Genomic DNA, 17929 nt, shown 5'->3' with positions numbered 1-17929 from the left:
TATATTTTAATCTTTATATTATATTATATTATCAAGATTAGGTAATAATATAATAACAGATAATAATAAAAGTTATCAAGTTTGTAAATATAGAATTAATGCTAGGCATTGTATTTTTAATTCCGATTTTGAAACTTATCAAGTAATTTTTGAAAAAGAGATAAATTTTTTTAATTCAAAATTTAAAAATAATATAGATAATTATTTTCTATATTGCAGTTTTGAAAATAATATTGTTTTTGATAATTGTTCTTTTTATAATAATTTTCATTTTTATAGCTGTTTCTTCTGTAATGAAGTAAGATTTAATAATTCAAAATTTTATAGTAATATAGAATTTAATGGTGGAGATATTAATGATAAAATAAACCTTAATAATTCTTTCATACAAAATAATTTAGTTATAAGTTGTAATACAGTTAATAATATTAATTTAGATAATATATCATTTGAAAATTCAAAATCTTTATTATCAATAAAAAATATAACTAATGCTATAGAGAGTATTAGTTTAAAAGATATATACATGAACGGTAGAATAAATTTTTATAATATTAAAATTAAAAATATTAATTTACAAGGAACAAATATAATTGGAGATTTTTCAGATATAAAGTGTGAGTATGATAATCTCTCAAATTGGCAAACAGCAAGAATATTAAAACATGAAGAATATAAAAAATCTAATACTATAAAAGCATTAGAATATCATGCTGAAGAAACAAAACTATACAAAGAAAAATTACTAAATAAACTAAATAAAACCATTAAAGACTTTGGAGATATACTTTCAATTAGTTTAAGCTCCATATACAGCGATAATGGATTGAATTGGATTAAATCCATTCTAGTAACTTTTATGTTAACTTTAGGAATATTTTCAATATACTATTCAATACTAAAAAACACATGCCATTTTGTTATAATGGTATTAGTATTTTTAATTTTTATTAGGAATATAAAAAAATGGATTTCTATATACATACATATAATAATATTTATTTTTAGTTTAATATTTATTGACATTATTATCTATTATGCATATAGTAGTATATTAAATAAAAACATACAAAATATTAATTTTATATATGAATATTATGAATATTTAAATCCTACAAATTATAAGGAACTTGAATATTTAAAAAAAGTAAATTTTATAAAACAAATATTAGCTGGTTTATTCTATTTTTTAGGTAAAATAGCTTTCTGGTATGGCTCGGTTCAAACTGTTCAATCGTTTAGAAAATTTAGCAAAAAAGAATAAAATAAGAGGCAGTTATCAAACCGCCCCTATAAAATATTTTGTTAATCTTTTCAAATTATATTTTTATATTATTTATTTGCAATATATAAACTGTATAAATCTATTTCTATACCTTGCGTTGACCTAGGTTGCCCGTTTACTTCTAGAGCATTTACCCCAAAAGAATTTTCGTTTTTGTCAATTTTAAATTGTATTACTACTTTATTACCTTCTATTAATCCTGAAACATTTACAAAATTTATTCCATCTTCGGTTTGTCCTTGTTTCCATTTTGGATTATGCATAGCGCCGTTTATTAATTCTTCTATCGTTATATTAGGATAAACTCGAAACGCTCCATTTTTAACTAAATCAATATATTTACCAGAACCTCTAAAAGTAAATAAAGATATTATTAAAAATATAGTCCAGCATGCAAATGACATTATAGTTAATTTTTTATATTTATCTTTATCGGGGCATAGAGATTTAAATTTTGCTAATTTTTCTTCTTCAGATTTTTCATTTTCAACTTTTTTCATTCTTCTTTTAAACAAAATCATATTAATCTTGTTTTCTATTTCCCAACCAAATATAGGAATAAATATACATAACATCATACCAAGAAAATCCCAGCCAGAAGACATATCCCTAAATTTAATTACTTTCATTAAACCAAATAAAGATAATGAATGTATGATTGTAATAATTATAGCCGATTTATAAGCTCCAAGTTGAAATAAATAAAGATATGGACAAAATAAATGTAGTATAGAACCATATGGATTAGGATTAGATATGCCCTTAATTAAGAAACTTAAAAAACTGCGGCGATTATTTAATCTTTTATCATTTTTTTCTAATTCTTTTAGTTCATAATTGGTTGGCGGTTCTTTCAAATGAAAAAAAGCCGCTAAATATTTATTATGATTATCCAATAATTTTTTTCGTTCTTCAGGTTCTAATTCTACTTCTGTAAACTTTTTAAATTTTTCAAAAAAACTTTTCTTATTACTTTCCGTATTTTCTACATTAGGTGTATTATTTTGAAAAGTTTCGTTATTTTGGGTTGAATTAGTAATAATTCTCTCCCCACAGTTATTGCAAAATTTTGCATCCTCATTTAATTGCGTTCCGCATTTTGAACAAAACATATTTTTTCTCCTTTAGTTTATAGAATGCAAAACGCTAATATATTTTGCATTCTATATAATTATTATTTATTATCTCTTTATAAGAACGATTGTATAATCGCCCTCTTCTCCAGCGCTAACTTGTAAGCATCTAATTTCGCTTTCAAATTCTAAAACGAAATAATTGCTTTCACTATCAATATAGCTATAGGTGGTATCGCCGTATTCTTCTATATCTTTAATTACCTCTCCGTTAGAAGTAATAGTTATAGAACCGTCCAAATTTATTATAAGAGAAGCTTTTGTATTTTCGTTAATAGTATATCTATCGACTACATCTCCTCCCATCATAATTTCGCTTGCTAACCATTCTCCCGCATATCGTCCTATACCTTTATTTTCAGCTTTGCTTTTATTAAAGATAGGTATCTTATCTTTAATACGCTTTGATATGTCTTTATTACAACCTATAGCAAATAAGACAACCAAAAATAAAGTTAGTAATGTTAAAAATTTTTTTGTTTGTTTCCCCATAAGAAACTCCTTTAATTTAATTTTTTTATAAAAACATTTAAATAAATAAATGCTTTTTCCAAACTGAAATTTAATAAATTCAAAAAAGAATTTGAATAAGTTTTTAATATATAAACAGAATAATATTTTATAATTAATAAGTAAACATAAACTTGAAAAAAGTTTAAAGTGATACTGAGCTGAGCTGAGCTGAGCTGAGATGAGCTGAGCTGCTGCAGAATTTATATTTAGTAATGTTTCATTTTTCTTTAACATAGCTAAATTATATAACATATTAAAATTTTTGTCAACACTTTAGAATTAAAAATTTATTAAGATTTTTATCAATATATAAATACAATTAAAAAATATAATTAAAAATAAAATATAATCATAACATATTTAAAGGGTCTATATCTATTTCAATATAATTTCCTTTTTGAGCGATAAAATTTTTTGATAATCTTTCAAAGAATTCTTTTAAGAGAGAATGAGAAGCGGTTTTTATTAAAATATTCCATCTATAATATTTATTTAATTTACTCATTATACAAGGAACGGCTCCCAATATTTCAAGTTTGTCTTTATATCTATATGTTAATGTTCTTACTAAATCGGCTACACTATTCGCGTCGCTTTCAACTTTTTTTTCGTTTTCTCCTCTTATAACCAATCGAACCAATCTCGAAAACGGCGGATAATTGAGAGGCGATTTTCTTTTTATTATTTCGCTATTATAGAAAGAAATATAATCATGATTTTTCGCGCATTCTATACTATAATGATTCGGCGAGTAAGTTTGTATATAAACTATTCCTTTTTTATCTCCTCTTCCGCTTCTGCCCGCAACTTGAGTTATTAAATTAAATGTTCTCTCTGCGCTTCTAAAATCGGGTATATGAAGCGACATATCTGCAAAAAGCGCTCCGACTAAAGTAACATTTGGAAAATCGAGTCCTTTCGCTATCATTTGAGTTCCGACTAATATATCTATCTCTCTGTCAGAAAATCTTTTAAATATTTTTTCGTAATTTTTTGTGCCGCCTACGGATTCCTGGTCGACTCTCTCTATTCTTGCATTTGGAAAAAGAATATTTAAATGCTCTTCTACTTTTTCCGTTCCGCTTCCTATTCTTTCAAAATGTCCTATTTTACATTCTCCGCAAAGCTCTTCTAAAAATTGAGTATATCCGCAATAATGACACATAACGGTATTTTTCTTTTTATGATAAGTGAGAGAAACCGAACAGTTTGGACATTCCAAAACTTTTCCGCAATGAGAACAACTTACAACGGGAGCGTATCCTTTTCTATTTAAAAATAATATTATCTGTTCTTTTAATTCTAATTTTTTATTAATCTCTTCCACTAATTTTTGAGTTATCATTGGAAAAACTTCCGATTTTTTTTCTTTTTTCAAATCGAGTATTTTTACTTCGGGCATATTTACCGAAGAAGCTCTTTTAGTTAAAGTTAAAAGTTCTATTTTTCCGTTTTGAGAATGATAAAAACTTTCGATGGAAGGAGTTGCGCTACCCAAAAGCAAAGTTGCATTTTCTTTTTCTTTTCTATAAAAAGCGATTTGTCTTGCATGATATCTTGGCGTTTCGTTAGCTTTATAACTCGTTTCATGCTCTTCGTCTATAACTATAATTCCCAAATTATTTGCGGGAGAAAATATCGCGCTTCTAGCTCCTACTACTATTTTTATTTCATTTTTTTTTATCATTTGCCAATATCTATATTTTGAAGTCGGAGATAATTTGCTGTGTAAAACGGCTATTTTTCCTTCAAATCTTTCAGCGAATCTTTTTATAGTTTGCGGAGTTAAAGAAATTTCGGGCAGTATTACTATAGCTTGTTTTCCAATATCGACTACTTTTTTAATTGCCTGCAAATAAATTTCGGTTTTTCCGCTTCCCGTCACTCCATGCAATAAAAATGTTTTTGGTTTTTTTGATTCTACGCTTTCTATTATTTTTTTTAAAACTTTTTCTTGCTCTTCGTTTAATTTTAAATAAGGCGTTTGTTTTGCGGGTATAGGAGATGCTTTTTTTTTTATTTTTGCAGGATTTCCAGCGGGTAAAGACGCGAATAAAGATTCCCCAAAAGAAGAATGATAATATTTACTCATCCATTTTGCAAGCTCAAATTCTCTATTTGAACATATAGGCTCAATATCTATTCTCGCTTTTATAGGATAGATTTTGAAATCGCCTTCCGACTCTTCGGTTTCTTCAATTACAATTCCTTTAATATTTTTATTTTTTACTGGAGCTATTATTCTGCAACCGACTAAACTATCTTTTATTTCGTCAGGTTTTTTATATATAAGTATATTGTCTATAGGAAGGTTAAAAACAACTTTAACGAACATTACATTTTTTCACGGCGTCTCTTATCTTCGTATTTAGCCATACAATTTACGCATCTTAAAGTATAAGGTATAGCGGTTAATCTATCTTCGCTAATTTCGTCTTTGCAATCGATACATTTTCCATAAGAACCGTCTTCAATTCTTTTAAGAGCGTTATTTAAAGCTTCCAATTTATCTTTATCTTTTTGAGAAGAGTTAACCAAACTTTGCTTTTCGTAAGTTTGAAAAGCTATATCCGCCATATCGCCATGAGTTTCTTGTTTTAGCGCTTCGTAAGTTTCGTTTCCGCTCAATAATTCGTCTAATGTATTTCTTTTTTCTTCAAGTAATAAATCTTTAAATTTCTTCAATTTTTTAGAATTCATATATCAAGCCCTTAATTATAACTTATAAAATATTTTAACAAAAAATTATCTTTTTGAGAATTGGAAAAGTTTTCTCGCTCCAGACCTTCCGTATTTCTTTCTCTCAACTTCTCTAGAATCTCTCGTAATAAAACCGTTTCTTTTTAAAGCGATTCTAAAATCTTGATTTTCCGCAACCAAAGCTTTTGCGATTCCATGTCTAATAGCATCGGCTTGAGCGCTTATTCCTCCGCCTCTAACATTTGCAAACACATCGTATTTGCCAAAATTTCCCGTTATTTTTAAGGCATCTTCAACGACTTTAATTAAAGCGGCTCTATTGCAAAAATATTCCGTATAATTTTTACCGTTTATTAAAATTTTTCCGCTTCCTAAAGCGATGCGAGTTCTTGCATTAGCGGTTTTTCTTTTTCCCGTAAAAATAGTTAATTGTTTTCCAGCCATTATTTATTCTCCTATTTATTTACTTTATATTTATTATTTCAGGTTTATTAGCTTCATGCGGATGTTTATCTCCTGCATAAACTTTTAATTTTTTTAAGTGCAATCTTCCCAAAGGATTATGCGAAAGCATGCCTTTTACCGCTATTCTAACCATTCTTTCGGGTTTTTTTTCAAGCAATTCGCCATAACTAACGGATTTTATTCCGCCAGGATAACCCGTATGTCTATAATGAATTTTTCCTTTCTTTTTATTTCCCGTAAGAATTATATCTTTAGCGTTTATTATAATAACATAATCTCCATTATCTAAATTATAAGCGTAATCGGGTTTATGTTTTCCTTTAAGCAAATAAGCCGCTCTGCTTGCAACTCTTCCTAAAGATTTACCTTTAGCGTCTATTATGAGCCAATTTTGTTTAATATCCTTTTGCGAAAGGACATAAGTATTATTTTTCGTTTTTAAAATTTTCTTATCCATAAAATATCCTTAATTCAAATATATTCTATATTAAATAAAATTACATATTCTTACATATATAACAATGTAAAGAGTAAATTATTTTAACATGTTTAAATTATAAAGTCAAGTTTTTATTTTAAAAAAATTAAAAAAATATTTAACGAAATAATTAAGGCTTTTGTAAATAAACATTTTGAAATAGCATAATTTTTATTTGATAGCGGAGATAATATTAAACAATAAAAGACATTTTTTTAAAGTTAATAAAATAAATTAAACTAGGCATATTATTATTTGTCTAGTTTATTTTTATACGAAGGCAAATATTATTGATTAAAATTTTTTAATATATTAAATTTTTTAAAAGCTTTATCTATATAAAATATTTTTTCTTTCAAACAAAATATTAATAATAATTTTAATCAAGCGTAAACATTTAATTTACCGCCAATATTATAATTTACGGCAACGGAAGAACCCTGAGCCGAAACTATACCCGCAATTTTTCCTGCAGATTGTGAAGAATTATAAACATTAAGCCCCGCGCTATATACATGTCTGCTTAAAGGAAACATTGTTTGCGAATGAATAGAATTAATTGAAATTTCCATAATTTAAGCCTCCAAAATTTACAAATATACTTATATTATCGAATATTTTTTATAAAAAAATTAATTATTTGAAGAATAAAATCTTTATTATAATTTTACAAAATAAAAGTTAGACTGTTTTAACAATATATGTTAGAATTAACTAACAAAAAAGAGGTTAATATGTTTGACGAATTGCTTATAAATCATTCCGCGCCGACTTTGGCGGGAATAAAAATAGCCAATATCTTTACATATAATTATAATTCTAAAAAAGAATTATGCGAGAGAATAGTTTTTTATAATAAACTTTTACATAAAAAAGGAATTAATCTCTCAATTTTGAAAGATTATAATTCTAAAGTTATAGTTTATGTTTATAATAAAGAAAAATTGAAAAACTATATCGAAAGCGAAGAGGTTTCAAAGTTTTTATGCGACTGCGGATACAATTCGCGTAATATGTATAAGAATATTCAAATTTTAAGCGAGAAAATGAAAAATTATAAAAATTTTCCGCATGAAATAGGAATATTTTTGGGCTATCCTTTAATCGATATTTGCGGTTTCATAAATAATTTTGGCAAAAACTGTTTATATTCTGGTTATTGGAAAGTTTATCATAATAAAAATGACGCTATAAAAACTTTCGACAGTTACAATCGATGCAGATTTTTCTACACAAATACTTTTTTGGAAGGAAAAAATATTTTGGAGATAATAGAAAGCTATAGCGATTATTCAAATAATATTAATCAAAAAAAAAATAAATATCTTGGAGGATAAAAATGAGCGATAAAATAGCGATAATTTATTGGAGCGGCACGGGAAATACGGAAAGTATGGCAAAAAGCGTGCAAAAAGGCATAGAAAATGCGGGAGCAAGCGTAGAATTATTTTCAGTTTCAAGTTTTTCGGGAAATGTGGACGATTATTCAAAACTTGCTTTAGGATGTCCGTCTATGGGTTCGGAGAATTTGGAAGAATCGGAATTTCAACCTTTTTACGATTCTATTAAAAGTAAACTTTCGGGTAAAAAGATAGTTTTATTTGGTTCTTACGATTGGGGAGACGGAGAATGGATGAGAATTTGGCAAGAAGATGTTTCTTCTGCGGGCGGTTCTTTGGTTAAGGATGGTTTAACAGTTAATCTTACTCCAGACGATGAAGGGCTTAATAAATGCGTTGAATTAGGCGAAGCTCTTGCAAAAGCTTAATAATTAATCATATTGGCGTATCTCTAAATTTTAGGGATACGCTTTTTTATTTGAAATAATAATTAAAAAACAAAATTTTTATTTTAAGACGATTGACATAATCTATAATCTATGTTAAACTATTCGATAATAAATTGCCAAAAATAATAGGCGATGAGATTTTTTTATGATACTTAAAAACACTATAACTTTGTTAAGCAAAGCAAAGCAAAGCAAAGCAAACCTTTAAACTTTTTCCAAATTTATGTTTACTTAATCATAACAAATATTATATTTCATTTTATAAAAAATTATCTGCTAATAAAAATAAAGAGTCTTTGCCTTATAAATATATTTCAAATACGGATATTAATTTATCTTTAAATAATTCAATAAAAATTTTAAAAAGGAGCTTAAAATGAGCGCATTAGAAAAATTACAAAACGAAGTCGAAAGACAAAAAAGAAAAATCGAAGAAATAGAGAAATCTATTGAAACGGTAGAAAAAGAATTTAATGTTAAATTCGATAACGAGAGAAAAGATATAAAAAAACAAAAAGCTTTTATAGACGAACCCGATTTACAAATTGCAATAGTCGGCACGATTAAAGCAGGAAAATCCACTTTTATTAACGCATTGTTTGAGGAAAATATAGCCTCAACGGATGTGACTCCCGAAACCGCATCGCTTACAAAATTTAGATATTCTACAAAAAATAAACTTGAAGTTAAATTTTATAATAAAACGGAATGGGACGAATTATGGGAAAGCGTTAAAAAATCTGAAGAAAAAACAAAAACAAAAATTTTTAGAGACGAATTTGAAAGTTCGGGAGCGGAAAATATTAAAAATGATTATATAGGAGCTTCCGATAAAATTGAAGAAGTTTCAAATATTGAAGAACTAAAAAATAAAGTAAAAGAATACACTTCAAAAAATAGTAAAATTCATTATTTCGTTAAAGAGCTTAAAGTTTATTTGAATAACGATAATATGCATAAAAATGTAACGATAGTCGATACCCCGGGATTAGACGATGTTGTTGATTATCGCTCAAAAATAACGAGAGATTATATTAAAAGAGCGAATGCCATTATAGTTTGCGTAGATTCTTCAAGTTTAAGAAACGATGAATATATAACCATAACAAAAGTTTTTGAAAATATCGGAGACGATTTTTACAAAGTTATGATATTAGGAACGCAAATAGACAATAAAAATAATCCTAAAGAAGCTTGGGAAAAACAAATTGAAGAATGGAAAAAATATTTAAGAGATAATTATAAAAATGAAGATTTACTTAAAAATAATATAATCGGCGTTTCTTCTTATGTATATTCTAAAGTTATAGAACTTGAAAACGGTAAAGAATGCGATGAAGACGGAAAGATTGCAATATATAAATTGGCAAAAAGTTATGGCATAGGATTAAAAGATTGGCAAGATAGCAACCTTATAATTAAAAACTCTGAAAATATTAAAGATTTAACAAATATCAAAAAAGTTAATTCTATAATGCATAGAGATATAATTTCAAAAGGAGAGGAAGAGGTTAAAAAAGATTTGGAAAGAAGATATTTAAATATGATAACGAATATAAGTAATAAAGCAAAAACTATAAAAGATTCAAATTCTCAAAGCCGAGCCTCTTTAGATATGGATAGAAAACAGCAGGAAGAGTTTAAACTTATGAAAAATAAGGAAATAGAGGAAATCGAAAAGGCTATGAACGGTTTGAACGAAGCTTTTGAAAATATAAAAACAGAATGGCTTAATCAAAATAAAAAATTGAAAGAAGCTATAAAAAAATAAAAAGTAAAAAAATTAAAGATTAAAAAAAATTTAAAACTATAAGGAGAAAAATTATGGGACTTTTTAGTTGGATAGCAGAAAAAATAAGTGATGCAGCTGAATGGGTTGTTGAAAAAGCTACAAATGTCATTGATTTTGTAGAAGATAAGATTGAGGATGTAGTAGATTTTTTCAATGGTGGGAGAACTTCGCTCGGGCAAACTTCAACAGCAAGCGCAAAAAAAGTATCTAAAGCTGGAGCTTACGACCCCGAAACCGCTACTATTGAAGAGACGAAAGCGATTACTAAAATATTAAACGATATAAAAGAAGAGTATAAAACTAAACTCAAACAATATGAAGAAAAATCTATAGAGTTATCGAAAGAGATTAAAAATAAAATAGTCGATATGATAGAAACGGAACTTAATCAGAAGAGCAATTATGACCCTTCGATAAATCCGTTTATTCAAAGCGAAGAGCTTGAAAAAGAAATTAATAAAAAATTTGAAGGTTTGGGAATAAATGTCGGGGAAATTGAAACTAAATTTAGCGATACGATAACAAATTTTAAAAGAACCTTTTCAAGCGAAATATTAGACCATATAGCTATTGGCGATACAAAATGCGCCGAAATATTGAAACTTGAAAATAAAAAAGAGCGAAAAGACAAAATAAAAAATTATTTAGACGAATTAGTCGATAACGCTTTAAATAATTTCTGCGACAGTATTGACGAGATTTCTACAAATTCTTTAAATGCTATTAAAATAAACATTAACCGAATAAAGAAAAATAATGAAGAAAGCATTGAAAATATTAAAAAAGAAATTGAGGAAAACATGAAATTAAGCGAAAGCGAAATTGAAGCAAAAAGAAAAGAATACGATAGAAAAGAAGAGATTATTAATAATTTCTTGGAAACTATCAAATAAAGGAGTAAATTATGTTTGGTTTTTTAATAGGTTTGGGAGCCGCGGCGATAGGAGCTTTAACTTCCGCGGTTTCAACCGTAGGAGCTGCAGTTGGAAGCGCGGCTACGGCAATAGGGACAGCGGCGACTACGGCGATAAGTTCGGCGGGACAGTTTTTATCAACGATTGCGACTAAAATTCCGCCGATTTTAGAACCGCCAGCGGATAGCGTTAAAAAAATTTTGGGCTTTATGGAAAAAATTTCTAAAAATATTGGCGAGCAATCCAACGATGAAATTAGAAATATGGAAGCATACAATCCCGAAAACGCTACAATATCTCAATTACAGAATTTAAATTCTATTCTTAATAATATGAGAAAAGAATTGAAAGAAGATATAAAAGAAGTGGAAGAGACTTTTAGCGCGACTTTGGAAGATTCTTTTAATAAAATCGAAAGTTTTATTAAAGAAAATATTTGTTCGCAAGGCGTTAATATAGACATATTGGCTTTAAGGCATAACTTTGATAAATTGCTAAATGATTTTAAAAATTCTTTTTCAGACAATATAAACGGAAGAATAGCGTTATCCGATTATAAATGTTTTACAATATTGGAAATTCAAAATTCCGAAGAGCGTTCAAATCAAATGAAAAATTATTTGGACGAAATTATTAAAGAAGCTTTAAATAAATACTTTGAGGATTTGGATTTTATTACAAATAATACAATAGAATTCATACATAGAAGTATTGACAGAATAAAAAGAGAGCAATTAATTCGAGTCGATATTATTAAAAAAGAAATTGAAGCAAATATGCAATTAAGCGAAAGCGAAATTGAGGAAAAAAGAAAAGAATACGACAGAAAAGAAAAAATTATTGACTCTCTTTTGGAAACTATAAAATGAGGAGATAAAAAATGATTGATTTTGTTAAATTTGTTGGATACTATTATAAATGTAAATCATGCGGAGAAATATTTGTATCAGAAAGAAAAGGTAAGTTTGCAAAGTTAATTGAAGTATTTGAAAAGACAAGTAAACCTCCTATTTGTAAAGACCCTCCAGACCAAACAGATTGGCATGAAAACATAGGTATAATTTTTGAAAAAGAAGAGCCGTTAAAATGTCCAAAATGTGGAAGCGATAAAGTAAGAGAGATGCCTTTTTATGCGGCAGAAAAAGTAGCGGAAGTTATTAAAGATATTTTCAAAAAGAATGAAAAAACCGATAATGAAATTAGAGAAACGAAACATTATGATAGCGAAGATAATTCAATATCTCAATTGCAAAATTTAAATTCTATTCTAAACGATATTAAAGAATCAAAAAAACCAAGACTTAAAGAACTTGAAAATTTATTTATATCAAAGTTAGAAGAAGTTTTTAATTCTATTGAAAGTTTTATTAAAGAAAATAATCAATTAGAAGAATTTAATTCATATTCTTTAAAAGCAAATTGCGATAAATTGATAAAAGATTTTAAAAATTCTTTTTATGACGATATAAATAATAAAATATCTTTATCAGATTATAAATGTCTTTCGATTTTGGAAATAAAAGCGTCCGAAAAAAGATTAGTTGAAATGAATTCTTATATTGACGAAATAATTAAAAATTCTTTTGATAAATATTTTGACGATTTAGATTTTATTACAAACAATACGATAGAATTTATACAAAGAAACATTAATAGAGTAATGAAAAATAATGAAGATAGCATAAAAAATATTAAAAAAGAGATTGAAGAGAACGCTAATTTAAACGAAAGCGAAATTGAGGAAAAAAGAAAAGAATACGACAAAAAAGAAGAGATTATTAATAATCTTTTGGAAACTATAAAGAATTAAATTAAAACTATGCCATAGGCACGACTATGACGAAGAGGTAAGAATGGATATAATAATTCATTTATCAGAAAAAATAGATAAAAAAATATTAAGCGACACTTTAATAAAATTAGGATTAACTTCGCTTGAATTAACTAATTCTAAATGGACGGATAAATTATTTTACTTAAAACAATTTAAACCAATTTTTAATGAAGATGGACGCATATCTTATAGCAACTTAAATATTTATGAAAAGTCTATTATTATAGCGTCTGAAAATTTATTATTTATATCATATAATATGATTTGGGATTATTTCGATTTTATTGACGGTTATCATATCGTAAATTTGCTTTTAGATTATAAAGTAATAGATAGAGACGAAGTATATACGAAATCGGGAGATATTAGAAGTAGAAATAAAATACATGATATAGATATAAGCGATATTATAAAGAAAATAGAATATCAAGGCGAGGAATGGGACGATAATTCTAGAGAATTAGCTTTAATTAAACATTTTATAAAATTCGTTATGGATAAATATAAAAAGGAACTTTCTTTATCTCAAAAGTTGCAAGATAATTCAATGGAACAATTGAAAAATTTAAATTCGGTTCTTAACGATTTTGAAGGAAAATATAAAAAACAAATTAAAGAACTTGAAAATAAAATTTATATTATCAAAAAAGAGATTGAAGAAAACGCTAAATTAAACGAAAGAGAGATTGAAGCGAAAAGAAAAGAATACGACAAAAAAGAAGAAGTTATAAACTCTCTTTTGGATATTCTTAAAATAAAATAAGGAGTTAAAAATATGATTACAGCGGGAATAATAGGAACGGGACTAGTATTAGGTTTTTTAGCAAATCCTATTTTTACAATAATATCAATAGTAATTGCTATAATTAGATTAATCAAAATAGCTTTAGATTAATTAAAAATATTTTTATTGTAATTTACAAAATATTATTTTTTATTGGGAGATTAAATTTATAAATGGAAAATCTTTTAAAAAAAGTTGAAGAACTTCTAAAAAATATGAATGATTTTCAAAAAAAGCTTTCTTATATCGACTCCGTGCGAGACGATGCGGATAAAATTCACAAAATGCAAGAAGCGATTGATAAGTCGGATAATTTTTGGAAAGTTTTTAACGAATTCAATGAAAATTTTAATAATTATAAAGAATTATATTCTGAAACTAATAAAAGAATTGAGAATATAAATAAAATATTAAACGAAGAAACGAAAAAAATAAATAATTTTATCCGCGCCGAAATAAATAATATTAATAACGAAACTAAAAATATTAAAAACGAAATAAATTTAAATAACGGCAATATCAATAAAGAATTTGAAAATTTAAACTTAAAAATTGAAAAACTTTATAACGATATTAACGAAGAAAAAAATAAATTAAATAATAATATAATAAAGCTTTCTAAAAAAATTAAAAATATTGATTTTGAATTTACGGCGAAAATAAATAAACTTGAAAATGCAAATAAAAAATTATTTTTTCTCTGCATATCTTTGCCTATTGCGAGCTTTTTATTAATAATATTATTAAATTATTTAAAAATTATATAAGGAGTATTTATGTTGCCAAATAAACCGCCATATTTTTATAAATGTAATTCTTGCGGAAAAACTTTTAACTCTTCTATAAAAGTAAATCTGTTATTGGAATTCTTTAATATAAAAAAATTGGGAAATATTCGACTTAAATGTCCAAGTTGCGGAAGCCGAGATATTAAATCTTCCGCTATAAATAAAATAATAAATAAAAATAATTTGTAAGAAAAAAGGAGAGAAAATGATTAATTTAATATTTATTAATATATCCGCTATTCCGCCATAAATTTTAAAATTAATAGTAATTAAAATTAAATAAATATATTAAAAAACAAAAAATTTAAAATTAAAAAATTAAAAATAAAAGGAGATAAAATTATGTTTGGAAGTTTTTTAAATGAAATAGCGTCTAAATTACCAGAAATAAATAGGAAAGATAAAGAAATTTATTTAAAAGATAAAATAGACGAAAAAGTTTTTGGAGATATTTTAATAAAAGTAGGATTAATTTCTATTGAAATTAAAAATTCGGAAAAATCTGAAATATATTATAAATTTTCATTGTATGCTAGTAATCCTAATAAACCTGGAATGAAAGATTTTGTTCTTGGAAGCCATGTAAAATTAGACGCTGAAAAGTCAAGTATCTGTATTTATGGTTATAACGAAAATATTATTTCAGGCATGAAAAAAATACTTTTTAAAGAAAAAATACTTGACGAAGTATATGACAAATCTGAAGAGTATAAAAATAATCTCGAAAAATATGCGGCAAATACGGACGATATTATCGAAAAAATCGAAGAAAAAGAAAAAACCGAACCGTATAATTTATTTATTATCAAACATTTTATAAAATATGTTATTGATAAATACAAAGAAGAAAATATTTCGTCTGAAGATAATTCTGCAAATGAAAATAACGAAGATAATAAAAATATAACTACTAATCCGTTTATTACGAATGGAGAATAAAATTAAAAAATAAAACCGCTTGATTAATCAATTTTCGATTTTGAAAGCGGTTTTATAATTAAAATTAATTAATAAAACGAGGTTAAAAAATGCAAGAAGAATATAATTCTGAAGAAAACGAAATTGAAAAATTGGAATTATTAAACGAAGATAATAAATTAAACAAAAATATCGCAAAAGATATGAATAAAAAATTTTCGGCTATAAATAAATTTTCCGAGTTTGCCGACATTATTCCCGAATTTCTTACGGAAGGATTTAATAAACAGATAAAAATTATTAACGAACTTACTTCAATACTAAATAAAGAAGATATTGAACCCGAAGAAGTAGAGGAAATTTTAAAAAAGCAAGATAAAGCGATTAAAGAATTTACTTCAAAAATGAATGAAGAAAATTTTATGCCGAGTTATGAAGTAGCGATTATTAGGCTTGAAACTGAAATTAAATGTTTTTCTTTAGATTATAATATTGAAACGGAATTTTTAGATATTCCAAGCGGAGTAGATTTTTCAAATCTTGATATTCCTGAAGAGATTAAACCTTATATTGAAAAAGGAGAATATCAATCGGTTTACGCTTTTAATATTCCTACAGATTTGAAGCCATATTTTGAAGAATATATAAAAATTGCCGAAGTTTCGGGCTATTTCAAATTAAAAGAAAACGGTTATACGGTAAAATTAACATATTCTTACGAAGATGAGCCGAGCAAAATTTATATTGCCGATATTATAGAGCCTGAATCGAGAGAGATTACAAATAAGTTTAGTAAAGAGATTCAAGAAAAATTAAAAGATAATCCTTATATTGATTATGATTTTATAGTTAATCAAAATGAAGATTTGGAAGAATAAAATTAAAATTATAAAAAATTAAAAATTAAAAATTAAAAATTAAAAATAAAATTTTAAATTAAAAAAAAGGAGAAAAAAATGATTAATTTAAACAACTTAATAAAATCTGGAATAAATATTATACAGATTGTAAGCTATGAAAACGAAAGAATAGAAGGCGATGTTCATAAAAGCGCTTCGGAGTTAAACAGGAATTGGTTTAAGTGGAATATTTCCTCTGGACTTAAAAAGTTTAACGGTAAAAATTTCGACATTATCGACAATACGGAAGATAACCGAGCCATTTTAGATTGGTATGAAAGCAATGAAGCAAAAGATTCTATTTTAATTTTGGAAGAATTTAATTTGCAATTAAGAGATAGTCCTTTTTTAATAAGCAAAATAAAAGATATTGCATTAAACGATTCTTTTAAAAAAGATAGAACTTTAATAATGCTTCAAACTAAAAAAGAAATTCCTTCAGAGCTTGAGAAAGAAGTTTATATAGAAGAGCTTGATTTACCGAGCAGAAAAGATTTAACTATTATATTTAATAAAGTATGCAAAAATTACGGCGTTAAGTCGGAAGGAAATATTGAAAAAATAATTGAATCGGCTTTGGGCTTAACAATAATGGAAGCGGAAAGGGCGTTTTCAAAAGCGATAGTTCAAACGGGACAATTAACCGAAAAAGAAATTCAAATAATAATACAAGATAAAGAAAATATAATAAAAAATAGCGGGCATTTAGAATATTATCATCATAATGAAACTTTAGACGATGTCGGCGGATTAGATATTTTGAAAGATTGGCTTAAAAGAAGAGGACGAGCGTTTGAAGAGAAAGCTAAAGAATACGGACTTGAAACTCCAAGAGGAATACTTTTACTTGGAATACCTGGAACGGGCAAAAGTTTATGCGCGAAAGCGGTTGGTTCGGCTTGGCAATTTCCTATAATAAAATTAGATATGGGTAAAATTTTCGGCGGAATTGTCGGAGAATCTGAAAGCAATATAAGAAAAGCTTTAAAAATAGCGGAAGCGGTTTCGCCTTCTGTTCTTTGGATTGACGAAATTGAAAAAGGACTTTCGGGGATGGCGTCTTCTGGCTCTACTGACGGCGGAACTACTTCAAGAGTATTAGGGACTTTTTTAACTTGGATGCAAGAGAAGAAAAAACCCGTATTTGTTGTCGCTACGGCAAATAATATATCGGGACTTCCTCCCGAGCTTTTGAGAAAGGGAAGAGTTGATGAAATATTTTTTGTCGATTTGCCATTAAAAGAAGAAAGAGAAGAGATAATAAAAATACATTTGAAAAGAGTAAAAAGAGATTATAATAATTTCGATATTTCAAAAATAGCTGACGCCTGCGAAGATTTTTCGGGAGCTGAAATTGAAGAGGCTATAAAAGAAGCTTTATTTAAGGCTTTTGACGAAAATAAAGAAATTAAAACGGAGCATATAATAGAGGCAATGAAAAAAACTTATCCTATTTCAAAAACTATGAAAGAGAATATAAGCGATATGAGAAGATGGGCAAAAGCTCGCACCGTTTTGGCTTCTTCAAAATCGTGGAAAGAGGATGAAAAATCAAAAGATAAACCAATTCCTCAATTAAAACAAGAAGTTAATAATCCGTTTATTACGGATAACGATAAAAAAGAAAATTAAATTAA

General features: G+C 26.6%; 20 protein-coding genes. 13 read left to right on the top strand and 7 right to left on the bottom strand.

From position 1 onward, the window contains the following. Nucleotides 1-526 precede the first annotated feature (526 nt). Nucleotides 527-1264 carry a hypothetical protein gene (locus EPJ79_RS11275; RefSeq protein WP_147739560.1) on the top strand — a complete coding sequence of 246 codons (738 nt, stop codon included), beginning with the start codon at nucleotides 527-529 and terminating at the stop codon, nucleotides 1262-1264. 68 nt (nucleotides 1265-1332) lie between these two features. On the opposite strand, the gene EPJ79_RS11270 is transcribed toward EPJ79_RS11275, so the two are convergent. The 7 genes from EPJ79_RS11270 to EPJ79_RS11240 all read right to left on the bottom strand — a co-directional run bounded on the left by EPJ79_RS11270 (nucleotide 1333) and on the right by EPJ79_RS11240 (nucleotide 7146). Beyond that, entirely contained in the window at nucleotides 1333-2397 is a 1065-nt protein-coding gene (locus tag EPJ79_RS11270) for a zinc ribbon domain-containing protein (RefSeq protein WP_147739559.1), read from the bottom strand. A gap of 69 nt (nucleotides 2398-2466) precedes the next feature. Then, nucleotides 2467-2910, bottom strand: coding sequence for a hypothetical protein (locus EPJ79_RS11265; protein ID WP_147739558.1), 444 nt, complete (start codon nucleotides 2908-2910; stop codon nucleotides 2467-2469). Nucleotides 2911-3280: 370 nt separating this feature from the next. Beyond that, on the bottom strand, nucleotides 3281-5266 hold the full coding sequence (gene priA / locus EPJ79_RS11260; protein ID WP_147739557.1) for a replication restart helicase PriA: 1986 nt from the start codon (nucleotides 5264-5266) through the stop codon (nucleotides 3281-3283). After that, nucleotides 5266-5631, bottom strand: coding sequence for a TraR/DksA family transcriptional regulator (locus EPJ79_RS11255; protein ID WP_021958715.1), 366 nt, complete (start codon nucleotides 5629-5631; stop codon nucleotides 5266-5268). Before EPJ79_RS11255 ends, priA begins: the two co-directional genes overlap by 1 nt. A gap of 45 nt (nucleotides 5632-5676) precedes the next feature. Beyond that, nucleotides 5677-6075 carry a 30S ribosomal protein S9 gene (rpsI, locus tag EPJ79_RS11250; protein WP_147526450.1) on the bottom strand — a complete coding sequence of 133 codons (399 nt, stop codon included), beginning with the start codon at nucleotides 6073-6075 and terminating at the stop codon, nucleotides 5677-5679. Between the two features lie 19 nt (nucleotides 6076-6094). Next, nucleotides 6095-6553, bottom strand: a complete 459-nt coding sequence (rplM, locus tag EPJ79_RS11245) for a 50S ribosomal protein L13 (protein ID WP_147739556.1) — start codon at nucleotides 6551-6553, stop codon at nucleotides 6095-6097. 404 nt (nucleotides 6554-6957) lie between these two features. Continuing rightward, nucleotides 6958-7146, bottom strand: coding sequence for a hypothetical protein (locus EPJ79_RS11240; protein ID WP_021958353.1), 189 nt, complete (start codon nucleotides 7144-7146; stop codon nucleotides 6958-6960). A 129-nt stretch (nucleotides 7147-7275) separates the two neighbouring features. On the opposite strand from EPJ79_RS11240, the gene EPJ79_RS11235 reads away from it, so the two are divergent. The 12 genes from EPJ79_RS11235 to EPJ79_RS11180 all read left to right on the top strand — a co-directional run bounded on the left by EPJ79_RS11235 (nucleotide 7276) and on the right by EPJ79_RS11180 (nucleotide 17924). Beyond that, nucleotides 7276-7911, top strand: coding sequence for a DUF3793 family protein (locus tag EPJ79_RS11235; RefSeq protein WP_242003910.1), 636 nt, complete (start codon nucleotides 7276-7278; stop codon nucleotides 7909-7911). A 2-nt stretch (nucleotides 7912-7913) separates the two neighbouring features. After that, entirely contained in the window at nucleotides 7914-8342 is a 429-nt protein-coding gene (locus EPJ79_RS11230; RefSeq protein WP_021958355.1) for a flavodoxin, read from the top strand. A gap of 397 nt (nucleotides 8343-8739) precedes the next feature. Beyond that, on the top strand, nucleotides 8740-10134 hold the full coding sequence (locus EPJ79_RS11225) for a dynamin family protein (protein WP_147739555.1): 1395 nt from the start codon (nucleotides 8740-8742) through the stop codon (nucleotides 10132-10134). Between the two features lie 53 nt (nucleotides 10135-10187). Then, nucleotides 10188-11048, top strand: coding sequence for a hypothetical protein (locus tag EPJ79_RS11220; RefSeq protein ID WP_147739554.1), 861 nt, complete (start codon nucleotides 10188-10190; stop codon nucleotides 11046-11048). An 11-nt stretch (nucleotides 11049-11059) separates the two neighbouring features. Further along, nucleotides 11060-11938 (top strand): hypothetical protein, encoded by an 879-nt coding sequence (locus tag EPJ79_RS11215; protein WP_147739553.1) that lies wholly within the window; start codon nucleotides 11060-11062, stop codon nucleotides 11936-11938. Between the two features lie 11 nt (nucleotides 11939-11949). Continuing rightward, a complete protein-coding gene (locus EPJ79_RS11210) occupies nucleotides 11950-12879 on the top strand; it encodes an FmdB family zinc ribbon protein (RefSeq protein ID WP_147739552.1) in 930 nt (309 codons plus the stop codon). Nucleotides 12880-12922: 43 nt separating this feature from the next. Next, the gene (locus EPJ79_RS11205; protein ID WP_147739551.1) at nucleotides 12923-13666 is read left to right on the top strand and encodes a hypothetical protein; all 744 of its coding nucleotides are present in this window, start codon (nucleotides 12923-12925) and stop codon (nucleotides 13664-13666) included. 194 nt (nucleotides 13667-13860) lie between these two features. Then, nucleotides 13861-14454: a hypothetical protein gene (locus EPJ79_RS11200; protein ID WP_147739550.1), complete on the top strand. Its 594-nt coding sequence runs from the start codon at nucleotides 13861-13863 to the stop codon at nucleotides 14452-14454. Between the two features lie 9 nt (nucleotides 14455-14463). Further along, the gene (locus tag EPJ79_RS11195; protein ID WP_147739549.1) at nucleotides 14464-14664 is read left to right on the top strand and encodes an FmdB family zinc ribbon protein; all 201 of its coding nucleotides are present in this window, start codon (nucleotides 14464-14466) and stop codon (nucleotides 14662-14664) included. A gap of 153 nt (nucleotides 14665-14817) precedes the next feature. Beyond that, entirely contained in the window at nucleotides 14818-15414 is a 597-nt protein-coding gene (locus EPJ79_RS11190; RefSeq protein ID WP_147739548.1) for a hypothetical protein, read from the top strand. An 89-nt stretch (nucleotides 15415-15503) separates the two neighbouring features. Next, the gene (locus EPJ79_RS11185) at nucleotides 15504-16271 is read left to right on the top strand and encodes a hypothetical protein (protein ID WP_147558547.1); all 768 of its coding nucleotides are present in this window, start codon (nucleotides 15504-15506) and stop codon (nucleotides 16269-16271) included. Nucleotides 16272-16349: 78 nt separating this feature from the next. After that, complete coding sequence (locus EPJ79_RS11180) at nucleotides 16350-17924, top strand: AAA family ATPase (RefSeq protein WP_147739547.1); 1575 nt, start codon at nucleotides 16350-16352, stop codon at nucleotides 17922-17924. Nucleotides 17925-17929 lie beyond the last annotated feature (5 nt).

The organism is Brachyspira aalborgi, assembly GCF_008016455.1.
Taxonomy (GTDB): domain Bacteria; phylum Spirochaetota; class Brachyspiria; order Brachyspirales; family Brachyspiraceae; genus Brachyspira; species Brachyspira aalborgi.
The sequence above is the reverse complement of the archived record's forward strand: the minus strand, read 5'-3'. Positions and strand labels throughout refer to the sequence as shown.